19 protein-coding genes are annotated in these 22,765 nt (G+C 53.2%); 7 read left to right on the top strand and 12 right to left on the bottom strand.

What is annotated here, in order from left to right; genetic code table 11:
• Window positions 1-51: 51 nt before the first annotated feature.
• The 4 genes from QVF11_RS15510 (at window position 52) to QVF11_RS15495 (ending at window position 5,937) form a co-directional block, all read left to right on the top strand.
• A complete protein-coding gene (locus QVF11_RS15510; RefSeq protein WP_287858097.1) occupies window positions 52-2,742 on the top strand; it encodes a fimbria/pilus outer membrane usher protein in 2,691 nt (896 codons plus the stop codon).
• A gap of 72 nt (window positions 2,743-2,814) precedes the next feature.
• On the top strand, window positions 2,815-3,390 hold the full coding sequence (locus QVF11_RS15505; protein WP_287858095.1) for a fimbrial protein: 576 nt from the start codon (window positions 2,815-2,817) through the stop codon (window positions 3,388-3,390).
• A 1,328-nt stretch (window positions 3,391-4,718) separates the two neighbouring features.
• Window positions 4,719-5,297 (top strand): hypothetical protein, encoded by a 579-nt coding sequence (locus tag QVF11_RS15500; RefSeq protein WP_287858093.1) that lies wholly within the window; start codon window positions 4,719-4,721, stop codon window positions 5,295-5,297.
• A gap of 172 nt (window positions 5,298-5,469) precedes the next feature.
• The gene (locus tag QVF11_RS15495) at window positions 5,470-5,937 is read left to right on the top strand and encodes a hypothetical protein (RefSeq protein ID WP_287858091.1); all 468 of its coding nucleotides are present in this window, start codon (window positions 5,470-5,472) and stop codon (window positions 5,935-5,937) included.
• 613 nt (window positions 5,938-6,550) lie between these two features.
• Here QVF11_RS15495 and QVF11_RS15490 read toward each other — a convergent pair.
• The 4 genes from QVF11_RS15490 to QVF11_RS15475 all read right to left on the bottom strand — a co-directional run bounded on the left by QVF11_RS15490 (window position 6,551) and on the right by QVF11_RS15475 (window position 10,478).
• Window positions 6,551-6,871: a DUF6506 family protein gene (locus tag QVF11_RS15490; protein ID WP_221888543.1), complete on the bottom strand. Its 321-nt coding sequence runs from the start codon at window positions 6,869-6,871 to the stop codon at window positions 6,551-6,553.
• A gap of 66 nt (window positions 6,872-6,937) precedes the next feature.
• A complete protein-coding gene (locus tag QVF11_RS15485; protein ID WP_287858090.1) occupies window positions 6,938-7,750 on the bottom strand; it encodes a helix-turn-helix domain-containing protein in 813 nt (270 codons plus the stop codon).
• 509 nt (window positions 7,751-8,259) lie between these two features.
• Window positions 8,260-9,411, bottom strand: a complete 1,152-nt coding sequence (gene fucO, locus QVF11_RS15480; RefSeq protein WP_112213821.1) for a lactaldehyde reductase — start codon at window positions 9,409-9,411, stop codon at window positions 8,260-8,262.
• 734 nt (window positions 9,412-10,145) lie between these two features.
• Window positions 10,146-10,478, bottom strand: coding sequence for a FaeA/PapI family transcriptional regulator (locus tag QVF11_RS15475; RefSeq protein WP_112213822.1), 333 nt, complete (start codon window positions 10,476-10,478; stop codon window positions 10,146-10,148).
• A 171-nt stretch (window positions 10,479-10,649) separates the two neighbouring features.
• Here QVF11_RS15475 and QVF11_RS15470 point away from each other — a divergent pair, with 171 nt between their 5' ends.
• From QVF11_RS15470 to QVF11_RS15460, 3 genes are read left to right on the top strand one after another with little or no spacing between them, the layout of a single operon-like run.
• Window positions 10,650-11,390: a winged helix-turn-helix domain-containing protein gene (locus tag QVF11_RS15470; protein WP_112213823.1), complete on the top strand. Its 741-nt coding sequence runs from the start codon at window positions 10,650-10,652 to the stop codon at window positions 11,388-11,390.
• A complete protein-coding gene (locus QVF11_RS15465; protein WP_142514922.1) occupies window positions 11,383-11,856 on the top strand; it encodes a FidL-like protein in 474 nt (157 codons plus the stop codon). The genes QVF11_RS15470 and QVF11_RS15465 overlap by 8 nt, the downstream gene beginning before the upstream one ends.
• 51 nt (window positions 11,857-11,907) lie before the next feature.
• A complete protein-coding gene (locus tag QVF11_RS15460; RefSeq protein WP_287858089.1) occupies window positions 11,908-13,074 on the top strand; it encodes an HD domain-containing protein in 1,167 nt (388 codons plus the stop codon).
• Window positions 13,075-13,108: 34 nt separating this feature from the next.
• On the opposite strand, the gene QVF11_RS15455 is transcribed toward QVF11_RS15460, so the two are convergent.
• From QVF11_RS15455 to QVF11_RS15420, 8 genes are read right to left on the bottom strand one after another with little or no spacing between them, the layout of a single operon-like run.
• Complete coding sequence (locus QVF11_RS15455) at window positions 13,109-13,846, bottom strand: SDR family NAD(P)-dependent oxidoreductase (RefSeq protein ID WP_142514921.1); 738 nt, start codon at window positions 13,844-13,846, stop codon at window positions 13,109-13,111.
• 1 nt (window position 13,847) lies between these two features.
• Complete coding sequence (locus tag QVF11_RS15450) at window positions 13,848-14,099, bottom strand: acyl carrier protein (protein WP_112213827.1); 252 nt, start codon at window positions 14,097-14,099, stop codon at window positions 13,848-13,850.
• A 17-nt stretch (window positions 14,100-14,116) separates the two neighbouring features.
• Entirely contained in the window at window positions 14,117-14,923 is an 807-nt protein-coding gene (locus QVF11_RS15445; RefSeq protein ID WP_287858087.1) for a MaoC family dehydratase, read from the bottom strand.
• Window positions 14,920-16,173: a beta-ketoacyl-[acyl-carrier-protein] synthase family protein gene (locus tag QVF11_RS15440; RefSeq protein ID WP_142514920.1), complete on the bottom strand. Its 1,254-nt coding sequence runs from the start codon at window positions 16,171-16,173 to the stop codon at window positions 14,920-14,922. The genes QVF11_RS15445 and QVF11_RS15440 overlap by 4 nt, the downstream gene beginning before the upstream one ends.
• Entirely contained in the window at window positions 16,160-17,557 is a 1,398-nt protein-coding gene (locus tag QVF11_RS15435; protein WP_287858085.1) for a TolC family protein, read from the bottom strand. Before QVF11_RS15435 ends, QVF11_RS15440 begins: the two co-directional genes overlap by 14 nt.
• A complete protein-coding gene (locus tag QVF11_RS15430) occupies window positions 17,554-19,497 on the bottom strand; it encodes an ABC transporter permease (protein ID WP_112213831.1) in 1,944 nt (647 codons plus the stop codon). Before QVF11_RS15430 ends, QVF11_RS15435 begins: the two co-directional genes overlap by 4 nt.
• A complete protein-coding gene (locus tag QVF11_RS15425) occupies window positions 19,497-20,657 on the bottom strand; it encodes an efflux RND transporter periplasmic adaptor subunit (RefSeq protein WP_112213832.1) in 1,161 nt (386 codons plus the stop codon). The genes QVF11_RS15430 and QVF11_RS15425 overlap by 1 nt, the downstream gene beginning before the upstream one ends.
• Window positions 20,654-22,765 (bottom strand): peptidase domain-containing ABC transporter, encoded by a 2,112-nt coding sequence (locus QVF11_RS15420; RefSeq protein ID WP_287858084.1) that lies wholly within the window; start codon window positions 22,763-22,765, stop codon window positions 20,654-20,656. Before QVF11_RS15420 ends, QVF11_RS15425 begins: the two co-directional genes overlap by 4 nt.

Genomic DNA, 22,765 nt, shown 5'->3' with positions numbered 1-22,765 from the left:
CAGGCTCTGACCTCTACGGAACAGAAACAGGACAGCAGGGAGAGAACAATAATGAAAAAGAATCATCAGGCCCCCCGTAAAAACCGGTTACCGGGGCTCACGCGGCAGCAGGCTTCCCTGCACCCACTGGCTGTCCTGATACTGCTGGCACTGCCTGCGCTGAGCCACGCGGAGATGTACTTTCCGTCGGCGCTGGTCTCCGGTAACCCCGATGAGGTCGCTGACCTTTCTTACCTGACGCCGGCCGGGACGCAGATGCCCGGCACCTATGACGTGGAGATGTACCTCAACGGTAACTGGCTGGCTGCCCGCAGCGTGCGCTTTGTCGCCGCCGACAGCGTGGCGGATACCGGCCGTGAGGTGGCGGCGACCGGGGAAAAAGATATCCGTGACACCACGGGTCTGATGGCCTGCCTGACGCCCGATGACTGGCGCGATATCGGCCTAAAAATGGACGCCGTGCCGGCGATGGCTGCCCTGGCAGATGACCAGTGTATTTCACCGGGGCGCTATATTCCGCAGGCTTATACCACTTTTGACTTCGAAAAAATGCGTCTTGATATCAGCATCCCCCAGGCGATGGTGAAGAATCAGCCCCGGGGGTGGATACCCCCGGAACGCTGGGATGAGGGCATCAACGCCCTGCTGCTCGGCTACCGCCTGAACGGCAGCAACAGCCACAGCCGCAGCACCGGAATGAATAGCAGCAACCTGTACCTGAATCTGGATAACGGCATTAACGTTGGCCCCTGGCGATTGCGCGATAACCGTACCTGGAGCCGCTACTCCACCACCGGCGGCGGCAGCCGCAGCGAGTGGGACCGCCTGAACACCTATGCCGAGCGGGCGATTATCCCGCTGCGCAGCCGGTTGCTGCTGGGGGAGTCGACCACTGACGGTGACCTCTTCGATGCCTTTTCCTTCAAAGGGGTGCGACTGGCCACCGATGACAGCATGTACCCGGATACCCAGCGCGGTTTTGCCCCGCTGGTGAAAGGGTCAGCATTCAGCAACGCCCGGGTCAGTATCCGCCAGAACGGCAGCCTGATTTATCAGACGTTCGTTCCGCCGGGTGCCTTTGTGATTGATGACCTGTATCCGGTCTCCACCGGCGGCGACCTCGATGTGACCGTCACCGAAGCCGACGGGACCGCCCGCACGTTTGTGGTGCCGTACTCCTCGGTCCCGCTGCTGCAGCGCGAGGGGCGGGTGCGTTACAGCATCGCGGCCGGGCGTTTTCGCAATACCAGCAACCGCTACGACGACCCGGAATTTGCCCAGGGCACCCTGCAGTGGGGGCTGCCTTATAACACCACCGCCTATGGCGGCCTGCAAATGGCGGAGAAATACCAGGCCGGTATGTTCGGAGCCGGGGTGAACATGGCCCGCTGGGGGGCGCTGTCTGCAGACTTTACCCATGCCAGCAGCGAGCTGGCAGACGGCAGCAGCCATACGGGGCAGTCGGTGCGCTTTCTGTACGCCCGTTCAATGAGTTCGCTGGGGACCACCTTCCGCCTGGCAGGCTATCGCTACTCGACGCGGGGATTCCACACCCTGGACGAAACTGCCCTGAAAGGGATGTCCGGCTGGCTGTACGACTACGACACCCTGGATGCGGAGGGCCGCCCTGTAGAGCGTCCGTATACCGACTATTACAACCTGTACAACACCAAAAAGTCGCGGATGCAGGCCAATATTTCGCAGCGTTTTGGCCGCTACGGCTCGCTGTATCTGACCGGGACCCGGCAGAGCTACTGGAACAGCGACAGAACCACCGACTCGCTGATGGCCGGGTACAACGCCACCCTGGGGCCGGTGAACTACAACCTGTCATGGAGCTACAGCAAGGGCAGTAACCAGACGCATTCGGACCGCGCGGCCTATCTGTCGTTCTCGCTGCCTTTCAGTGCGCTGCTGCCGGGCCAGCAGAAGATGAGCGGGCCGCAGACCCGGCTGACGGGTAACGCCAGCCGCAACAGTAACGGGCGCACCAGCTATACCGGGGGCCTCAGCGGCACGCTGCTGGAAGACCACAACCTCGGCTGGAACGTCCAGCAGGGCTATACCCGCCAGGGAGACAACGGCGGTCAGGACGGCGGCAGCGGCAGCGCAAACGTTGATTACCGCGGCACCTACGGCAGCACCTCGCTGGGCTACAGCTACAGCCGGGACTATCGCCAGGTGAACTACGGCCTCAGCGGCGGGGCGGTCGTCCACCGCAACGGCCTGACGCTGGGCCAGCAGCCGGGGACCACCAGTATCCTGGTGGCGGCACCGGGGGCGGCCGGGGTTCCGGTCAGAAATGGTACCGGGGTGAAAACGGACTGGCGCGGCTATGCCCTGCTGCCGTACAGCAGCGAGTACCGCGAGACGCGGGTTGAGCTGGATGCGGGCGGACTGGACGAGCAGACCGAGCTGGAGGAGACCTCCGTGCGGGTGGTACCCACCCGGGGGGCGCTGGTCCGGGCCGACTTTAAGGCCCACAGCGGCGCACGCGTCCTGATGCGCCTGACTTACCAGGGTAAGCCGCTGCCGTTCGGCACCACTGTGACGGCGGATAACAGCAGCGGTATTACCGGCGACGACGGGGTGGTGTTCCTGTCGGGCATGGAGAGCGAAGGCGAACTGCAGGCGCAGTGGGGCAGCAGTGCGAATCAACAATGCACGGTGCGCTACCGGCTGACGGAGCAGCAGATGCAGCAGTCCCCGGTACAGCTATCTGAAGTCTGTGTGCAGCGATAAGGCACAGGGGCTTTGATTCACCGGCGACCATGAACGGTCGCCATTAAAAACAGTAAAAAAGGAAAACTGACTATGACAATCAACTTCAAAAAAACGCTGGTATCCGGTCTGGTTGCGGCTTCTCTGGCCGTGGTTTCTGGTAGTACGCTGGCGGTCTCAACGCCGGTCGATGTGCCGGTGACCTTTACCGGCACCATTATGGATAACACCTGTGACACCGTGAGCGTGGGGGATGCCGGTGTCGTTGCATTCAATACCATCTCGCTGTCTGACTTTGGCAGCAGCGGCATCGGGGCAGTCGGGGCAACGAAAACATTTACCATTGATTTCGCGAACTGCGGTACAGAGGCAGGCGATGTGGATGTCTGGTTTGTCGGCTCAGCGGCAAACAACGGCATCAATGCCCTGGACAACCCAGTAGCTGTGGGTAACGCAGAAAACGTCGGGGTACAGGTTTATGGTGGAGCAGGTGCCGCAACGTTGCTGAAAAGTGACGACACGACAGCAAAAGCCTCTTACACCGGTGCTCTGACTGCCGGTGGCACCGGCTCTGTTGACCTGGTGGCAAAAGTGGTACAGACCACCGCCACCACGCCAACGCTGGGCGCGCTGAACGCCAGCGGTACCCTGGTGGTGCAGTACCCGTAAGACGAAGCCCGGCGGCCAGTCAGTATGGATAACGCATGGTTTGCGGCATTCAACTGGCTGTGTCGCCGGGAAAGGAAGAGGTTGGCTGGAACGGTGGTTCAGGCTTTACCAAATCTCGTCAGAAGGGAAAATTAATTCATTAATCGGATTATTACCTACAAGGAATGACCTCATGAGATATCAACTGTTAGTTAGCGCTATGCTTTTGATCGCGCAAGAATGCTATGCCGCTGATATGATAGGTTTTTATTCTGCCTTAACGGAGTATTCCGTCGGAGAATCAGTCGTTGGAACTGGAACTGAGATCGACATTACCAGTTTTAGCCAGACGGGGGGGCAATGGTCATGTGCCAGCACTATAGGTGACGGTTGGGCAATGGCTCTACCGTGCACGACCCTACCCTCGAATCCTCCAGTATGTTACGAAGAAACCACCGGTGTCCCTCTACCAGGGACGATCAATGGGATGCACGTGGATTTAATTTGGTCTGGATCCGGAGAGAGTATAATGGAGGTCCCGTATGACCGTTCACCAGCCAATTCCAGTGTGCCCTCCCGAGTCCGGGCTCGGCTTACAGGAAGTAATTTTGTTGGCGCATCCTCGACGAATTTCATTTACGTATGTACATTTCCCATGACCAATGACCTGGGCCTTCCTGCATACTTCGGCACTTCCTCCGTAGAGGGAAGTACCTATGTGCAGCGAATCAGACATCAGATTCGACAGACTGGTGGGTTTAGTGCTACGCAACCTACAACAATCAGGGGGATGCCAGGTGAACGATTGGAGTCCACGTTTACAATATTTGTTCCCATGATTAATGGAATTAGCAATTCTGTAGATATGTCATGGAACATAGGGGAACCTTGTAGTAATTGGCAGCCTCAACTCAATGGGGGACAGAGCTCTCAGCCGATAGATGGAAATAGTGATCAGGAGATAATATTATATTATGGGAATAATAATATGACGGCTTTCTTTACACCAACGGATGTCGGTACCTTCTCATGCACGGGAAATCTGATTTTTAATATACCTTAAGCTGGTAACGATCGAACCGTACTTATTTTAGCCCCGAATTTCGTCCTGGAGATCTCAGTTTGTACGCTATCAGCATTACACCGTTACTGCTGCCATTACATTGTTCTCCAGTGACATCAGTGCCGATTGAAATGCGAGAATAGAGGAAAGAATTCAACATATCGAAATATTAAAAATATCCTGAAAATATCTGCCGTGCTTTTGATAGTAGACTCCCTGAACAGTTTCATTATTTGAGAAACACAGGGTGTAATTTTCTGTTGCGGTTAACTAACAAAGGAACTGAATGATGAGAAATTCAAAACTGTTATCGGCCTGCTTTATTGCTGCCACCCTGTCTGTTGCAGGTTCAATTGCTCAGGCTGAAACCCGTGTACCGACAACCGTGATGAAAAATGCGGCAGAGACCCGGATCCTTGATGACAGGGTTGCGGTTACCCTCCCGCCAGATTTCAGGAAAATGCCGACAGCACAGATTCCGGGAGCTTATCCGACAGCAAATCCGCGCCCGAAGGAAGTCTGGTATGCCGACACCAGTAAGGGCGTGGTATCTCTGGCATTCCTGTTTCCGTTCCCCGGCAAGTTACTTAAGGATGAACATGTTCCACGCCTGGCGGAAATGATGAAAAAGCAGATGGCGAACCAGAAGCCCACTCTGACCACTAAAAAAATCAACGAGCATACCGTCAGCCGCCTGGGATCGGTGGCAGCGGATGCCTCCGGCAGTGGCGGGCAGGTTTACACCATCACCCAGCTGGCATCTTTTAATAACCGGCTGATGATGGTCACGTTTAACATACCGGTCCCGCTGAAAGATGATTATCTGACTACCGGTGAAGCGATACTGGATTCACTGGTCTGGTGACAGGGCTGAGTTCCACCTTTGACACCGTGGAAGAACGCCAGGGTAAATACGCGTGAGAAGGCCGGAACACTCTGTTTATACTGAGATACTAACGACTGAGAAACATGCTCGCTCACCGAAACTAGTTTTTGTGGGCATTGAATATATTACCTTGACCATTATTCGGGGAAATATGGAAAAAAATGAGTGGTATATCCGCAAAGAGGGTACGACAGAGCACCTGGTTTATCTGGATCGTGAGGGGCAGGAGTTAACGAAATTAATCAATAATGAAAAAACGATGCTGATTCGTGGCGCATCGGGGAAAAAATCGCCCTTAGGCGGGCGAGCGAAAGAAGGCGATGTGGTTTATTTTGTAGAGAAAGGCGGCAGTCTGCGCGTAACTCACCGTGCGGTAATTGAAAACGTGACTGAAAAAGAAAAAATGAGCCCTGAGGAGTCAGCGTTATTTATTGCTGAATTTAAGAAAGAGCTTAATCTTTCTGCAAAACAATATGCACGGTGGTGCGGGAAAAAGTGTCTTGGCGTGTATCAAGTCTCCCGGCCAGAAGAGATTATCCCGTTTACCTACTACCGTAAAAGTAATATGGATGACTGGATAATTACCGATGATATCAATAAGCTCAGAATGGTGGAGTAGCGCCAGAACAATAAAAGGCACTCAGGCAGTCGATAGGGCGACCTCGTGCGACGTACCATCACGTTGATATTTACCATTCTGACCAGTATAGCCCTGACGATTGCCATCCTGAGACTGCTGGTTTTTCACGTATTTCACCGGGATACTTACGTTACCATGAGTGTAATTTGGCAAGATACTAGAGCTTTGATTGACGAGACCGGGTTACCTAATGTTAATGCAAGTACTGGGATGGAAGGTTCTTATGCAGCTACCGTACTAGCAACAAAAACAGGTGGGGTTTATGCCGGGCCTGAGCCCCAGCGGTCAGCCTCCGATAGCGTGGATCATCGTGTGGAGGAGTTTTTGGCCTCCCTGCACTCTCTTTGTTGACACATCCGCTCAAAGCAGGAAGGAGTAAAATGGAACATCCTCCCAGAAAGCGGATGAAATGACGACGCCCGGGTAAAGAGACCGACTTTTTCTCCGACAAAGTTTTCTCTCCTTGTCGCCTATCAGTAACTTCACATTGTTACCAATAAGGGACAATGTGAAGAAACAATAATCTGAAAATTGCCGGTCTGCTGGCGCTTATTTTGACGTGCAAAGCATAAATTACGCTTTTGGAAATAAATCAGGCTTTATTCTGGTCAAACAACATATCTCCGCTACTGAATTGCAGACCCGGATGACAATCAAAACGCACTACGCCGATTACGGCCCTGCCATTGACCGCCTTTTTCACCTGAGCAACACCTTCAATACCAAACCCGCCACACAGCTCTATGGCTGTAATATCCTGAGTGACCAGTGTGGCCGCCAGTTCGCTGGCTGCCTGATAACTGTTCACAGCACAGGTCACTACGCTGACGCTTTCCGTCACGACTTCGCAACGGTGAATATCAGCATTACCTTCCGGAGTTAAAAATATAAACGCGGCTTTCAATGTCATCATTATTCCTTTTCAGAACAAACGGGCAGGACCATAAGCCCTGCAATTAATGTGTCCTCCAAGGTTATGTCACCAGAGTGTGGGATGATTGTAAAAATGCGCACTAAAATTATTTTCCTGAAAAAAGCGTGACGGTGCGTTGCCGGTAAAATATCGGAAGTCATGGATAAAATGCGATTGGTCGTAGTAACCATATTCCAGCGCGCTCGCCAGATAATGTTGCTGTCGGTTAAGCAACAGATGACGGGTCAACTGCTCAAAACGGATAATGCGCTGAAAATGGCGCGGCGTGACGCCAAAATGCTGGCGAAATATCTTCTGAAAGTAACGGGTACTGAACCCGGAGCAGGTCACCAACTCAGACTGAGTCACCGTACTATGGCGGTAATATATCTGTCGGATGACCTCATCCAGCCAGTGATGTTGCTGACGGTAGTGGCGCTGCAACTGGGTTAGCAAAAAACATTCAATATGCTGTATCCGTTCCCTCAGTCCGCCCGCTTCAGCCATTTTCTGCTCCAGATGACGTATTTCATCCCCCCAGATTTCCCGGGGATGAAGCGCAGTATCGATCAGTTCCGCCTCCGGACACGGGCAAAAATGACGCAGGGCACCGGCCCGGAAACGGACGGCGATAAAAGAGAATGGCGCGGTAGAGTGGAAATTAAACGGACAATCCCGGGGCAACAGCAGCGCGCTGCGGCTGCAGGCAGACTCGGGTGCGATTGCGCTGGTAATACCCACCGGCTGCTGATACCAGAAAAACAGCTCTCCCCCCGTTCCAGGCAACAACGGCGGCATGTTGGCTTCTTCCTGCCACGACCAGTAGCGATTAACCCACGGGCGCAGCGGTGGAGACGGTATCAGTGCACTCCATTTCATCCATGAACTCCTGTAAAACCTCAATCGGGTGTCGTTTTTCTTCTGCCATAATATCAATCCATTGCGGCCGATGTTGCCAGTACCGATGCACAAACGTCTGAATTCTCTCCTGCCGTTTCGTTATTTATCCATCGACTTTCACATATCATTTACCAGAACCGTCTTATCACCCGCGCAATGAGATAAAAAATGGTGGTTATAGCAAGAGGGGTTCCGAGTACCGCCAGAACCTGATCAGGTTCCGGGTTTCTGATAACGTAATAAATATCCCGGTAGAATAACTTAATCAGCACCACAGAAACCGCTCCCAGAATGGCCAGGAAATACCACATTTCATAAACAAGGTCCGGACTGCTATTGCGGGAAATGCTTCAATACCCTATTTAGCCAATTCAACAACCTGGCATGTTTATTTTAAAACTTACATAGAGATACCGGACAGAGCTGTCCGGTATGTTGCTCTATACCTCATAGTCAATGTTTCCATCGGCCATGAGGCATACTTTCAATTAGAAGATCTGCCGATACAGCGCTTTAATCTCTTCCAGATTCGTATCACGCGGGTTACCGCCAGTGCACACATCCGCCAGAGCTGCTGCGGCAAGAGCATCAATATCTTCTTCTTTCATACCCACATCACGCAGACGCGCCGGGATATTAACGTCGCGGTTAAGCTGCGCCACAGCCTCAACGGCCGCCTTACGTGCTTCGGCAATCGGTAGGGTCGCTGCCTGTTTATTTCCCAGAGCCACCGCAATGTCGCGATACTTCTCACCGGTAAATTCAGCGTTGTAAGCCATAAGATGTGGCAACAGCACTGCGTTGGCGACACCATGCGGCGTACCGTAGAAAGCGCCCAGCGGGTGCGCCATGCCGTGTACCAGCCCCAGTCCGACGTTAGAGAAGCCCATTCCGGCAATATATTGCCCCAGCGCCATCCCTTCCGCACCCTGCGCATCGCCCTGCACTGAGGCGCGCAGCGAACGGCCAATCACTTCGATGGCCTTAAGATGCAGCATGTCGGTTAATTCCCATGCGCCTTTAGTGATATAACCTTCGATCGCATGAGTCAGTGCATCGACGCCGGTCGCCGCCTTCAGGCTGGCAGGCATGCTGGCCATCATTTCAGCATCGATAATCGCCACAACCGGGATATCATGCGGGTCATAGCAAACAAACTTGCGGCGGTTTTGTACGTCGGTGATGACGTAGTTGATGGTCACTTCAGCAGCCGTACCGGCGGTGGTTGGGATCGCAATCATCGGCACTGCGGCATTTTTGGTGTCGGCTCCGCCCTCCAGGCTGCGAACATCGGCGAATTCAGGGTTATTAATGATAATCCCTACTGCCTTGCAGGTATCCTGCGGGGAACCACCGCCAATGGCGATCAGGTAATCTGCACCCGATTGTTTAAACGCTTCAACGCCCTGCTGTACAACCTCAATGGTCGGGTTAGGAATCACGCTATCAAAGACGCTGTAGGCCAGGCCGGCGCTGTCGAGGATATCGAATACCTTTGTCGCGACCTTAAAGCGGATCAGATCTTTATCAGTGACCACCAGCGCTTTTTTAAAGCCGCGCTTTTTGACTTCATCGACAATGCAGCTAATCGATCCCGCACCAAAATAAGAGGTTTCGTTTAAAATCATTCTGTAAGCCATTTTGTGCTCCCTTCAAGCTGAGTGTTTGATAACCATAATATTTGGCCCCACAGTAACGTGACTGATACGGACTTTTTATTATTTCATATCAAATAACACCTCAATTGCCCGGCACTCTGACTCAGTTAACTAACGTACCTCCCATAATATGGGAATTTAGTCCAACATACTGGACACCAGAGACCATCTTGCTTTAGATGCGCTCATGGCCAATGGCAATAAATATAAGTTACCGAAGAGTATTTATCTCGCATAGGATATTATTGAACTAGATCACACTATTTTCATTTCATGGCCAATATCAGCCTGTATAACAAAAGAGATGAAGCTGCGGGAATGCTGAAACGAACACACCGTAACAACTACTATAGATAATTATGGTTTCTCCTTGCAGACCCTCGCTCATAGCCAAACGCCCTCCCTTACCTTGAACGGCAGTTGCCACGTTGTAAAAGTAACATATCGGAAACACAATCATCATTTCATCAACAAACACGTCTCAGGACTATTCCGTCGCCTTCTGCTGCTTAAAACCCCCTCATGAGAATTATCTGCCATTATTGATAAATACCCACTGGTATTTGAACAGCTAAACGACACTTATTTAAGGAGCGGTAGATACTCTCATTAAGAATATTCTCTACTATTTGCGAGATATTAACTCTCTAAACTAATTAAAAAATCAAAAAGATATCTAAAAACCCTGTGTTTATTGCAAACACCCGGGCCTCTTGTTAGTATGACTCTTCGTCAACATGTTTATTATAAATATACCACTTATGATGTTTTTTAATTTTTATTCTGTTCACCTGACCATACTTCTCCAAAGGCAGCAACAAATGTCTGACTTTATATATTGACATTTCACATCTGTCAGCTAATTCACGAGTAAGTAGCCCCTCAGGCTCATGTTCTTTTAATACGAAAAGAATGTACTCCTGCTCTGGAACGTTAACTCCAGAGAATTTATTGATACCCATGGCAGTCATCAATGACCTTAAGCTTTCAACAGCAGCACCAGAACCATGATGTAAATCAGGGATAGGGGATGAAGTTACAATCTTCATGAGTCAGTTCCTTCTGTCATTCAATGAACTGCAGTATGGATTGACCACACTAAAACGGCAACATTAGCTTTAAATTTCAATTTAAACAGTACATTTATCTGAAATTCACTTTTTTTTATGATAAAACTCCTGATATAAAGAGTGAATTTTTAATTCCGTGTGGAGATAAAAATGCGGTTCGATATAGAGGGTTTTATTACTTTTGACACTGAGGAGGCCTCTCTGGTCAACTTGTTGACTGGCGATTGTATTGAACTATCAGCCACATCTACTCGCCTTCTTAGCTGTCTGCTGCAATATCGGGGAGATATTATCTCGCGTGTTGATATTTTTCAGACGGTGTTTGAACAATATGGTGCCAGACCTTCTAATAGTAATCTGAATCAATATATATCCACACTGCGTCGTAGTTTGTCTGACCTTGGCATTGAGAAAAATGTGATTATTACGGTGCCGCGAATCGGTTTTAAGATTTCTAATGAAATTATTATTACCACCGATAGTGATTATCACACATCTTTCTCTCTCCCAACTCTTTCCCCTGAGCCCCCTACGCCTATGACGATCGGGCAACATCGCAAAGCGATCATTTTATTTATCCTGATTGCCGCCGGTCTCATGCTCCTCTCTTATTTTTTTATCCATAAAAAACAATCATCTGGCATTTTCCTCGCTCAGGATAAATGCACCATTTATGGCACAGGCAGCATATCTGCAACAGAAATACTCAGGAATCAAAAACTGCTGCCCTCCGGGATCGATTGTTCTACGCCAAAGAAAATATACTTTTTCAACCGGCAGATGAGCGAAGAGCAAGACTTAGGCATTTATATGGACATATTCATACTGGAATGCGATCTTAAGTCCCAAAAATGCCATAGTTACTACTATAAGGAAATAAAAAATGCGTAAATATGTCTTAGTATTTGCGATCTGTCTGCCAGCACTAATAGCATTATTAATTTTTTATATTCGCCTCAATAGTCATCCGTCTTTTTCCTGTGAGTCACAATACGATCTGACGGAGAACACAAATGAGAGTATTCTACGCACACAAGGCTTGCTATCTGTAGAATATTCAAACGATCGGTTTTTAATCAGCGTTGAAGGATTACTCACCAGTGATGGGGATAAATATATCATCTCACGCAGCGTCACCTACACATTAAAGAAACGTTCTGGCAGAAGCTCTCTTTTTCATATCGTTGATGCCAGGATAATTCGTCACAGCGCCGATAATACACCGGAAAATATTGCGCAACAGACTCTCTTTGGCAGCCAAACTAATGATAGAATCATCTATATAAATCGAGTCAATGATGATACTATTTTATTCGGTAATCAAACGTTTCCACAATATGGTTGCCAACGTAAATAATCAATCATTGATTGAGATTCATCTCATTAAATTTCATATTATAACGATATCATGACGATACATTTACTACCGACATTAGCCAGCATTGCAAATACCATTGACATGATTAACCCCAAGCTGAATCTGCATCATGTCAGAACTGCATTTATCGTATCGCACCTGGCTAATTTAGTTCATTTCTCTTCGGCTCAGCGTCGTAAAACCGTTCTTGCGGCCCTCATCCATGATATCGGCGGATTGAATGAAAAATCGCGTCTTGAACCGCTTAGTTACATTGATGATGAGCATAACAACCATGCGCTTATTGGCAGCGAATTACTCAGCAGAATTCCTCTATTTCGCCCATTGAACAGGATTGTTCGCTATCACCATACCCACTGGCGAAAAGGCCTGGGGCATTACATCGAAGGGGAACTGGTCCCCGAAGAAAGCCATCTGCTGTTCTTTGCCGATCGACTGGATGTCCTTTATTGCCAGCACCGTACCAGCCATATGCCCTTCCTAGGCAAGAAACTCCTCGACATAGTGACTGCCGGGGCGAATATTCTCTATAAAGAAGAGTACATTCAGGCCTTCAGAACCCTCTCCAGCAATGAACACTTTTGGTCGGTGATGGCCTCCTCTGACTATCGGGATTACATTAAAGAAATCCCAAGAATTCATAACGATACCATTTCTTTACACAACCTACGTGATATTGCTGAATTGCTCTCGTTTATTATCGATCAGTTCAGCCAGCAAACACCATGGCACTCCTCTGCTGTCGGACATATTGCCGGTTATCTGGCGACAAAAATGGACATGAGCGCGATGCAAAGCCTAAAAGTTGAGATTGGTGGGTTATTGCATAATATTGCGTGTCTTGACCATAGCCCGCCGCATGAGGGTTCGGCTTCGCCAGATAAAGCGCTGCGTTCACTCTATCTAATTGAAGAAATTGATGATATTGCTGAGTGGGGTATCCTGCAAGATAGCCCCAATCCGTATGCGGCACTTATCGCAGTCAGTCGTCAGGTGGTCCATGCATTAACCAACTCACGGGCAGAAGAGAAATCGCTGGCTCGGTTAATTAAACATAACCAGGGGGATGAAATTCATCAGTTGGTTGTGTCTCTGGTCGCACAAAACTCTTCGCAGATTATTCAAATTTATCGCGCGACCGCAACAGAGATAAAAGAGCTAGTGGCGCGTATCGAACAACTCGCGCCCCGCACTTAAGATCAGGCCAGCCGATCGTCCGGCCCGATCATATTCAGGCACTCAGTCCGCCGTCCAGTACCAGGGTCTGCCCGGTGATATATTGACTCCCCTCACCGATTAAAAACGCCACCGCCTGAAGCACATCATCCGTTTCACCCAATCTGCGCAGCGGTATCGACTGCCGCATCTCTTTTAATTTTTGTGCCGGGATCTCTTCAAGCATTTCAGTACGAATCAAGCCCGGTGCCAGGCAGTTCACCCGGATGCCGAAACGCCCGACCTCCAGCGCCAGTGAACGCGCCATACCGCCCATCGCCGCTTTGCTGGCAGCATAGGCCGTCTGACCGACGTTGCCCTTGAGCGCGCTGACTGAAGACATCATCACGATAGAACCGCATCGCTGCATCAGCATCGCTGGCAGCAGAACCCGGTTCCAGTTCATCATTGCGATAACGTTGGTCTCCAGCACCTCGCGCCAGATTGCCGCATTCTGGTGAATATGCAGGCCATCACGGGCCATCCCGGCATTGTGGATAATCGCCTCCGGTGCCCCCCACTCAGCCAGCAGCGACTGCGCAAGCTGTTCAACCCGCGCTTCGTCGTTACCATCGCAGGCGTAACCTCGCACCCAATGGGATGAATCGCCTCCGCTCGCCTGCGCCTGGATGTCGTTGATCGCCGCTTCGTTGCGGCCGGTAAACACCACATTCCAGCTTTTCGCCAACCCCATCACCAGCGCCCGACCGATGCCGCGACTGCCGCCGGTAACCAGTATCCATTTCTGCGCCATATCAGTTACCTGACTCTTTGCTGATGTGCTGACACAGCTCACCGAGGGTGATACCCGGATTGTGAATAAACCAGTCAGCCTCCAGCGTGATGTTGAATTCACGCTTTGCCAGTACCATCAGCTCGACGTAGTCGAGACTATCTAATTTCAGCCGCACGAGGGGCGTATTCTCATCGACTTCATCGGGCTCCAGGTCTTTGGCATCACAGATCATTTCACAGACTTTCTGCAGAACTTCATCATACTGAATCATAAAATTATCCTTAATTATCAATTATTAATTGGGCCAACTTTCAGCGTAATCACATTGGTCATAATCTGGTCATTGAGCTGTGCCGCTGCCGCGATACGCACCAGCGCACCCTGTTCAACCTGTCCGACCACCAGCGAAGGTAGCAGCCAGAGCGACAGGGATTCCGGCCAGATCGGTGCTCCTTTATCCGCAAATCGGGTATCGAAAATCACCTCCTGGTGAGTTTGCAACACCGGATAGCGGGTAAAAATTTGCTGTAACGAGGTTTCCCCCTGGTCGAGCAGGGCCGCAATGTTCTCCTGATTCAGCAGCGCTTTATCGCTAATCAGCTGACGAAAGAGCAGTGCATCAAGAAATTGCCACTGCGTCAGGTCGGGCCAGGCGCTGTTGAAGTGAGATTGCAGAGCGAGCAGCGTCTTAGAATCAAGTTCGCTGGGCTGTTTCCCCACCAGCGATTCAGGTTCAGTCGCCAGGGTCATCTGGCATGACAGGCAGACTTCATCACTCTGTGGATGCATGACCGACGCGGCGGATAACACGCGTTTTTTTGCCGGTCCCGGCGTTAACAGCCAGTCGGCTTCGCACCACAGCGGCCTGCGCAGGCGTACCTGACATTTCAGATAACCTTCAGCACGGGATGACGGATACACCAGCCGCGACTGAACATCACGTTTCACATCCAGCAGTGCGCGCATCCCGTGGACGCTCAACTGGCTCCCCCCCATCGCACGCGCAGCCGCAAGATCGAAGTGGATCGGGTTGTCATCGCCAGAAAATGCTGCCCACTGATGAGCATCGGCAAGGGTGTAGCGCAGCCGCGTCACGCGTGTTTCTCCAGCACCAGCGCGGCGTTCGCACCGCCAAAACCAAAGCTCAGATTCAACGCCCGGCGAATCTCACCCTGGCGATGCCCTTCGGCAATATAGTCGAGATCGCACAGTGGATCGGGCTGGGTTAAATGTGCCGTCGCGGGCATGATCCCGGCCGCCATTGCCTGCAGGCAGACAATGGTCTCGAAGCTTCCCGCCGCCGCTATCAGATGCCCGGAGTAGGCTTTGGTGCTGGAAACCGGGATTCGATACGCCTCGTCACCCAGCGCCTTTTTCAGCGACTGCGTTTCGTTAATATCATTAAGCGGCGTGGAGGTGCCGTGGGCATTGATATAGTCGAGATCGGCGGGCTGGAGCCCCGCGCTGCGTAGCGCCCAGCGGATAGTCTGCTCGCGGGCCACGCAATCCTCCGCCGGGGAGGTAAAATCCACCGCGTCGGAGAAATTGGCATAGCCGGTGACTTCCGCGAGGATCGTCGCCCCACGAGCGATGGCGTGCTCGCGCTCTTCCAGGCACAGCACCGCGCCCCCTTCCGAAAGCACAAACCCGCTTCGCTGCTGGCTGAACGGACAACTGGCCCGCTCCGGTGATTCCGTTTCCCGGCTCAGCGCACCGAGCACATCGATATTCCAGATGGCGCAGACGCTATTTAACGCCTCCCCGGCGCCGGCAAGCATCATGCTGGCGCGGCCAAAACGAATCGCATCATAGGCCTCGCCGATAGCAATAGTGCCGGTAGCGCAGGCGGCAACAGGGGTATTTTGATATCCACGTAAATTCCACAGCTGGCTACAGGCTGCGGTAGTCACGTTCGGCATCGAAAAGAAGCAGCTAAAGGGTGAAGAGACACCTTTTTTCTCAAACTCCGGCACCGCCAGGTAACTCTCATCCAGCCCTGCCCAGCCGGTGCCAATAATCGCACCGCACATCAGCGGATCGTAGAACGCGGCTGGCGATTCACCGGCAAAGGCCATCGCCATGGCTTCACGCGCGGCGGCCAGCGCCAGGCGCGCATGGCGCGGTAAACGGCGGCGGATAGCAGCAGGAACGCCCTTAAGGCTGGGTTCGTTCTCCACCTGACCAATAAAATGGGTGTGGATGCCGTTAGCCGAGAGATCGACATAGCGGTAGCCGTGTCGATAATCCATGATCGCCTGCCAACTTTCGGCGGCGCTGTCGCCAAGGGGAGTCACCGCGCCATAGCCGGTAATCACCACGCGATAAGGGGGTTTACTGTGACTCATTTTGGGATGTCCTCTGTTGCGGGTTACTGCCACCTTGCGCCAGCCAGAGCTGCAAAGTGGCATAAAGATAGTCGTACTGGTTTTGCGCAAGACTGTTTTGCACATCAAGCAGCGCATCCTGGGCGTTCAGCAGGGTCTGATAATCCACCGCGCCTGCACGATAGCGGCTCCCGGTGAGCGTCAGACGCTGCTGGCCCAGTTGCAACGATTGCAGCAAGCGCTCGCGCTGCTCGTCGGCGTTTAGCCGCTTCTCCATGGCGTTATCCACTTCCGACAGCGCGGTATAGGCCGTGCGGCGGAAGTTCACCGCCTCCTGCTGCACCTTTACGCTGGCCTGTTCCACGGTGAGCTGCACCGTATTCCACTGGATAAAGGGCGCACTCACGCTGCCACCGACGCTCCGTAGCGGATCGTTAAACCATTGGTGAAAAATCTGGCTTCCGGCGCTAAGCGTCCCCTGCAACGAAAGCGTGGGATAGAAGCTCAGCCGCGCGGCATCTGAGCCCGCCAACGCCGCACGCAGGCGTGATTCCGCGGCCTGAAGATCCGGACGGCTGGCGAGCGCGGCCAGCGGCGTGGCGTTGGCAATGGCGACGTGCTGACGAACATCTAGTGCATGGGCCTCATCGGTATGCTGCGACGGTGGGCGATTGAGCAGCAGCGCCAGCGCGTTGCGCGAAATCGCCCGCTGCTGCTTCAGGGCGAGCAGCTGATTCTGGCGGCTGATAACCGTCTGCCGGGCCTGTAGAACATCAAGTAGTCCAACTTTCCCCGCCCGTTGCCATGACTCAATCTGCGCTAGCGTCTGCCTGGCAATATCGAAACTCACCTCCTGATAAACCATTTGCTGATTTAGCAGGGCGATGTTCCAGTACAGCTGCGCGGTGGTATCGATCGTCGACAGGATCGTCGCATGATAATCCTGCTCGCTGGCAACCGCTTCCCACTCGCTTTGTTCGCGAATACGCGCCAGCTTGCCCCAGAGATCCAGTTCATAGCTCAGCGACAACGAGGTGCTGTAGCTCTCCTGCGAACGCCCGCTGTTTAACGGCTTCGAATTGCTGCCGGATCCGTTGAGCGTGGCGTCAGGACTGATATTGGTCTGGGTTAGCCCGGCAGAAATACGCGCCTGCTTGAGAGTTAATGCGGCAGCGGCCAGATCGTTATTGCTTTCCAGCACCTGACCCAGCACGCGCGACAAACGCTCGTCGCCGAAGCGATCCCACCATCGGCCATCTTCCACCTGCGAAGGGGCGATATTCTGCCCTTCTGTTCGCTGCCAGTTTTCCGGCACCGACAACAGCGGGCGCTGATAATCGCTGCGGGTCAGGTTACCGCAGCCCGTGAGCAGCAGGATCAGCGGTAAAAAAGTACCTAATCTCATTCGCGAGCCAGCGCCTCCGTAGGGTTGAGTCGCGCCGCTCGCCGCGCCGGGAAATAGCCGAACGTCAGGCCAATCAGAGCGGAAAAGCCGCAGGCCATCGCCACCGGGAGCCACGTAAAGACCATCGAGAACTCCTGCGTCAGCAGAGCAAACAGGTTCCCGGCGGCCCAGGAGCCAATGACCCCCGTCAGCCCGCCGAGCGCGCAGATCATCACCGCCTCAATCAAAAACTGGTGCATGATATCGGAGGGACGCGCGCCGACCGAGAGTCGGATACCGATCTCATGGGTTCGCTCGGTAACGGAAACCAGCATGATATTCATCACCCCAACGCCGCCGACCAGTAGTGAAATAGCGGCAATCGCGGTGATCAGCAGCGACATTGAATCGGAGGTTTTTTGCAGCGCTTTGGCGAGCTGTTCATCGGTCTGGACAAAGAAATCTTTTTTGCCATGCTCGCGAATAAGATGCCTTTCCGCACGCTGCGCGGCCTCTCTCGGCGACAGCGTCTCCTGAAAGCGCAGCGTTAGCGCCTCCAGCGGCTTATCACCGGAAATCCGCTGTAATAGCGAGGTATAAGGGATCCACGCCGACATAAACCCGCTGACCACTTTCGGCCCCGGCTTGCTGGCAACGCCGATCACCCGCCACGGCGCACCGGCGATTTGCACAATTTTATCCAGCGGATCTTCATTACCGGGAAACAGCGTCTCTTTACTGGTTTCATCCAGCACCAGTACCGGCTCCCGATCGTTGACGTCGCGTAAGGTAAAGCCGTTGCCCTGAATAAAGCGAATCCCCTGCAACGAAAAATAGTCGGCGGAAACCCCGGAGAGGATCATCGAGGAATCCAGGCCCTGGCGCACTGCGGTAGTCATGCTGGAGACAATCGGCGACACCCCCAGCACCCAGGGCTGCTTGCTGAGGCTGGTGATATCCTCCAGCGACAGCGCGCGCTCCATATCCGGGCGCTTGCTGCCCCAACCGGTACCGGGGCGAATTTCAAGCGTGGTATTACCCAGTTTGCCAATTTCGTTCATGATGGTCTGCCGGGCACCTTCGCCTACCGCCATCGAGGAAACCACCGATGAGATGCCGATGATAATCCCCAACATCGACAGAAAGGCGCGCATCCGATGTCCCAGCAGCGCACGCCATGCCATTCGTACCGACTCGCCTACGCTGCGCGACAGCGAAGCCCGACCGTTATCCTGTACCGTCGGCAGCCGCTGAATATCACGTTTGTCCTGAGCGCAATTCGTGCGATCGGCAACAATCTGCCCATCGCTGATCTCGACGATCCGCTGCGCCTGCTGCGCCACCTCGCGATCGTGGGTCACGATAATCACCGTATGGCCATCGGCGTTCAACTGGTGCAGAACATCCATCAGCGCCCTGCCGCTGGCGCTATCCAGCGCCCCGGTGGGTTCATCAGCAAGAATAATCTGCGCGCCGTTGATCAGCGCCCGGCACACGCTGACACGCTGCTGCTGCCCGCCGGAGAGCTGCGCGGGTTTATGCCCTAAGCGCGTATCAATGCCCAGCTTTCCCGCCAGCAGCGCGATTCGCGCCTGACGTTCAGTTGCAGGCATCGCGGTATATAAGGCGGGAATGGCGATGTTCTCTTCCGCCGTTAAATAAGGCATCAGGTGATAGCGCTGAAAAATAAACCCTAACCAGCGGCTACGCAGTTCGGCAAGCGCCGCGCTATCGGCCAGATGAGTAGCAATGCCGTTGATATAAACCTCGCCGCTGCTGGGTTTGTCCAGGCAGCCGATAATGTTCATCAACGTCGATTTACCCGAGCCGGAAGCGCCCATTATCGCCACCATTTCGCCGGGCATAATGGTCAGGGACACCGATTTCAGCACCGGAATCGTCTGCGTTCCGGCGATAAAAGAGCGGGTGACGTTATTAAGCTGGATTAAAGACTTCACCATCAGATTGACCCTGCATCCTGCGGGATCACCACCCGCTCACCGGGCTGCAAGCCTTCAAGGACCTGCGCGTACTGGCGGTCGTTAATGCCGATACGAACGGTGCGCTCCTCGCTGCCGCTCGCCTTCTGCACCACCACACGATAGCGCTCATTGCCCAGCGAACGCCCCAGCGCAGCAACTGGAATGCGCAACGCCTCCTTGGCCTGCGCAATGCGGATAAATACCTGCGCGGTCATCGAGGTTTTCAACAGTCGCTGGCGGTTATCCACCTCAAAGGTGCCGTTGTAGTAAATGGCTGTGCTTTGCTGATTGCTGGCGGAAGCCCCGGAGTTTTGCTCTTCCAGCGCCTCCTGCGGCGCGGGCTGGACATAGCCAAGCTCCCCCTCATAACGCGTTTGCGGGTCGGCAATCACGTAAAACCACAGCGGCTGTCCGGGATGGATTTTCTGGATATCGGCTTCGGAAATGCGCGTTTGCACCTGCATTTTATCGAGGTCGGCAAGCACCAGAATAGTCGGCGCGATTTGTGAGGAGACGATGGTTTGCCCTTCACGGGTGACAATGCCCAGTACTTCGCCGTCCATAGGGGCGAGAATGCGCGTATAACCGAGGTTGGCGTTGGCGGTCTGCACGCTCATTTCCGCTTGCACAATCTGCGCCTCATTGACCGCAATCTGCTGTACCTGCGCGGCATATTGCGCCTGCGCCTGTTCAAGGTCGCTGTTCACACCAGAGCCATCGCGATTCATGGCCTGCTCGCGGGTCAACGCTTTGCGGTACTGCACCAGCGTCGCTTCAGAGGCTAACTTCTGTGCTCTGGCGCTGGCCAGCTGCGCGGTGGCGTTGCGTAAGTCTGAAAGCTGTAAAGTCGGGTCGATTTCGGCCAGCAGTTGCCCTTTTTGCACCCGCTCCCCTTGACGAACAAACAGCTTGCGCAACTGCCCGCTGACCTGAGCGCCAACGCTCACCTGGACGGCGGGTTTGATAATCCCGCTCGCCAGTACCACCTTTTCGATATCTCCACGATCGAGGGCGACGGTATAGAGCGATTCGGCCTGTGCCGGACGCGATTGCTGGTAGAAAACGGCAGCGACAATGGCCGCCATCGCGGCCAGCGCAAACAGCAACATTTTAGGACGGCGGAAAAATGCTCGCGTCATTGGACCGGCACTCCCTGCCCGATATCGCGCAGCTCGCCTTCGTTCAGGCAATATACTCGCGCAAAGTGGTTCACAATCAGCTCACTGTGGGTCACGACAATCAGCGTTTTGCCCTGTTCGCGACAGTGCTGACACAGCGCGGCGATGACCGTCTCTGCGGTTTCATCATCAAGATTGGCGGTTGGTTCATCGAACAGTAAAATCGGTCGGGTACTGTAGAGCGCCCTCGCCAACATCAGCCTCTGGCGCTGGCCTAAAGAGAGCGCGGAGTGGCTTTCGCGAATTAGCGCTTCCATTCCCCCAGGCAGCGCCTGTACCACCGGCCCCAGCGCCATTTTATCGATCAGCGCTTCCACTCGCCCACGGTCGCTGTCGCTGTACCACGGGTCAAACAGGGTGATGTTTTGCAACACCGAGGCGTTAAACAGGATGTCTTCCTGACTTTGCAACCACACCTGCGAGGTCAGTTGTTGGGCACTCGCCTCAGCATTGTTCAGCAAAATTCGCCCATCCTGCGCGGAAAAAAGTCCGGTCATCAGCCGCAGCAAGGTGCTCTTTCCGGCACCGGAATCGCCAACAATGGCTATCTGATCGCCAGGCTCAAGTACGAGGTCCACCGCGTTTAATACTGGCCTTTGCGGGTTGTAATGAAAGCTCACCCGCTCGAACGCCAGTCGCGGAACCGCTGTTCCGCTGAGCGGAGAAATCAGGGGAGAAGCAAGCTCATGCTTCGTAAACAATCCCTGTGCGCGGGTATCAATTACATGCAGTTGCGATTTACGGATAACGGCATAGAACATCCGCGTGACGTAGGAGGTAAAAATTTGCCGCAAAAAGCTGTAGGCAAAGAAGTCGCCCAGGGAGATCTGTTTTGCATGTACCAGCGGCAGCACTACCAGCATAAAAACCACCATTTCGAGGCTGCCGGTCAGTTGATACAGCCCTTCTTTCACCTGCTGATACACTTTCTGCCGTTGCAGGCAGGTAAAAAGGTCACGCGACAGGCGGGCAAACTGCGCTTTGCGCTGGGTTTCCAGCCCGGCGGTTTTAATGGTTAATACCCCCTGAAGGGTCTCCATGAAAAAGTCATTTAGCACCGCGCTTTTGAGCTGAAGCTGCTGCGTATACCAGCGGTCGCGAAATATCGCCCAGACGCTAATTAACCCCATCACCACAATGCCCACGGCGGAAATCAGCGCCAGCACCGGGGAGATCCAGAACATAATGCCAATGGCGATAACGCAAATAATCCAGTCCGAGCGCAGGCCGTTATCCAGCTCAATTTTTTGCAGCATGCCGCTCTGCCAGGCAATAAAGCGGCTGAAAACATCCCCCGGCGCGCGCTTTTCAAAAAAGCGCAGGGGATTATTCAGCAATCGCGAAAAACCAATATCACTATTAAGCAATACAAAACGGCGGATAAAACGTTCGCTGATCACCCTGACACCCAGCGCTAACAGCGTGGAGACCACAAAGGCGAGGATGAACCACAGATATGGAAAATCCGTGTTCTGAACATCGGAGAACGCCTGATTAATCGCGCGGCTGACCATCGTCGGCATTAAAAACAGCGTTAACGCCACCAGAAAGGTTAATAGCATCAGCTTGTAGATGCCCGGTACCGCCGCCGTCTCCTTCAGGCTCATGGCCCGCGGCATCTCCTGTTGCGTTTCGGCGATAACAGGATTGGGGATTACGCCCGCAGAGGGGGATTCTTCGAGGATCAGCGCATAGCCGCTAATCTCTTTTTTTAGCGCCGAAAACGGCAACCACTGTTGGCCAATTGCCGGGTTCATCACGCAGACGTAATCCCCTTTGCTCCACGCCAACAGGACATAGTGACTGGCACCGTAATGTAAAATTGAGGGGAACGGCAGCCCATGTAGCTCATCATGATCGAAGAGCACCGGAGCAGTGGCAATGCCAACCTGTTGCAGGATGACGGATAAATCGCTCAACGATGTTCCATGATCGGACGCCGGGAAAATTTCGCGTAATGCCGGGAGAGAGCACTGAATATTCTGGGTTTGCGCCAGCATCGCAATACAGGAAAGGCCGCACTCGTTGGTCTCTTCCTGAAAAACCATATCGGGGATAATCTTTTTCAT

Source organism: Klebsiella sp., assembly GCF_027492335.1.
Classification (GTDB): Bacteria; Pseudomonadota; Gammaproteobacteria; order Enterobacterales; family Enterobacteriaceae; genus Klebsiella; species Klebsiella huaxiensis.
Note: the sequence above shows the minus strand (reverse complement) of the source record. Positions and strands in the feature narration are given on the sequence as shown.

Excerpts from the sequence above, each read along its gene's own strand:
- QVF11_RS15435 (WP_287858085.1), bottom strand. The coding sequence starts at position 17,557 with ATGAGATTAGGTACTTTTTTACCGCTGATCCTGCTGCTCACGGGCTGC.
- QVF11_RS15510 (WP_287858097.1), top strand. The coding sequence starts at position 52 with ATGAAAAAGAATCATCAGGCCCCCCGTAAAAACCGGTTACCGGGGCTC.
- QVF11_RS15485 (WP_287858090.1), bottom strand. The coding sequence starts at position 7,750 with ATGAAATGGAGTGCACTGATACCGTCTCCACCGCTGCGCCCGTGGGTT.
- QVF11_RS15475 (WP_112213822.1), bottom strand. The coding sequence starts at position 10,478 with ATGAAGATTGTAACTTCATCCCCTATCCCTGATTTACATCATGGTTCT.
- QVF11_RS15425 (WP_112213832.1), bottom strand. The coding sequence starts at position 20,657 with ATGACGCGAGCATTTTTCCGCCGTCCTAAAATGTTGCTGTTTGCGCTG.
- QVF11_RS15455 (WP_142514921.1), bottom strand. The coding sequence starts at position 13,846 with ATGGCGCAGAAATGGATACTGGTTACCGGCGGCAGTCGCGGCATCGGT.
- QVF11_RS15450 (WP_112213827.1), bottom strand. The coding sequence starts at position 14,099 with ATGATTCAGTATGATGAAGTTCTGCAGAAAGTCTGTGAAATGATCTGT.
- QVF11_RS15460 (WP_287858089.1), top strand. The coding sequence starts at position 11,908 with ATGACGATACATTTACTACCGACATTAGCCAGCATTGCAAATACCATT.
- QVF11_RS15470 (WP_112213823.1), top strand. The coding sequence starts at position 10,650 with ATGCGGTTCGATATAGAGGGTTTTATTACTTTTGACACTGAGGAGGCC.
- QVF11_RS15495 (WP_287858091.1), top strand. The coding sequence starts at position 5,470 with ATGGAAAAAAATGAGTGGTATATCCGCAAAGAGGGTACGACAGAGCAC.
- QVF11_RS15505 (WP_287858095.1), top strand. The coding sequence starts at position 2,815 with ATGACAATCAACTTCAAAAAAACGCTGGTATCCGGTCTGGTTGCGGCT.
- QVF11_RS15465 (WP_142514922.1), top strand. The coding sequence starts at position 11,383 with ATGCGTAAATATGTCTTAGTATTTGCGATCTGTCTGCCAGCACTAATA.
- QVF11_RS15500 (WP_287858093.1), top strand. The coding sequence starts at position 4,719 with ATGATGAGAAATTCAAAACTGTTATCGGCCTGCTTTATTGCTGCCACC.
- QVF11_RS15440 (WP_142514920.1), bottom strand. The coding sequence starts at position 16,173 with ATGAGTCACAGTAAACCCCCTTATCGCGTGGTGATTACCGGCTATGGC.
- QVF11_RS15490 (WP_221888543.1), bottom strand. The coding sequence starts at position 6,871 with ATGATGACATTGAAAGCCGCGTTTATATTTTTAACTCCGGAAGGTAAT.
- QVF11_RS15420 (WP_287858084.1), bottom strand. The coding sequence starts at position 22,765 with ATGAAAAAGATTATCCCCGATATGGTTTTTCAGGAAGAGACCAACGAG.
- QVF11_RS15430 (WP_112213831.1), bottom strand. The coding sequence starts at position 19,497 with ATGGTGAAGTCTTTAATCCAGCTTAATAACGTCACCCGCTCTTTTATC.
- fucO (WP_112213821.1), bottom strand. The coding sequence starts at position 9,411 with ATGGCTTACAGAATGATTTTAAACGAAACCTCTTATTTTGGTGCGGGA.